Below are 271 nucleotides of genomic sequence, written 5' to 3'. Positions count from 1 at the left end.
CATCAAGTCGCTTGCCGAGCATCCCTTCGAAGTCGTGCGCTTGCACCTGCTCAAACACCCAGTCACCCGCCTCTTCTATGCCATTCACGTAGACGAGCACGGCGGGGTTCTCGAAGCTGTCGCGCAATATCTGCTTGCGCTCGATCATGGGTAACTGCCGTATGTCACGGTCGTCTTCGGCGAGCATGTCGAACACATAGAGCCGCGCGGGATGTTCCCGAATAGCGGCACGAACGCGGGCCGGTGCCGACGTGCGCGCGCGTGTCTGGAG

At 61.3% G+C, this 271-nt stretch carries 1 pseudogene; it reads right to left on the bottom strand.

From position 1 onward, the window contains the following. A pseudogene (locus tag SB771_RS34580) lies at nt 1–271 on the bottom strand (DNA ligase); the annotation flags it as partial.

It is taken from the genome of Burkholderia sp. SIMBA_051 (assembly GCF_046534915.1).
GTDB classification, from domain to species: Bacteria; Pseudomonadota; Gammaproteobacteria; order Burkholderiales; family Burkholderiaceae; genus Burkholderia; species Burkholderia ambifaria.
The sequence above is the reverse complement of the archived record's forward strand: the minus strand, read 5'-3'. Positions and strand labels throughout refer to the sequence as shown.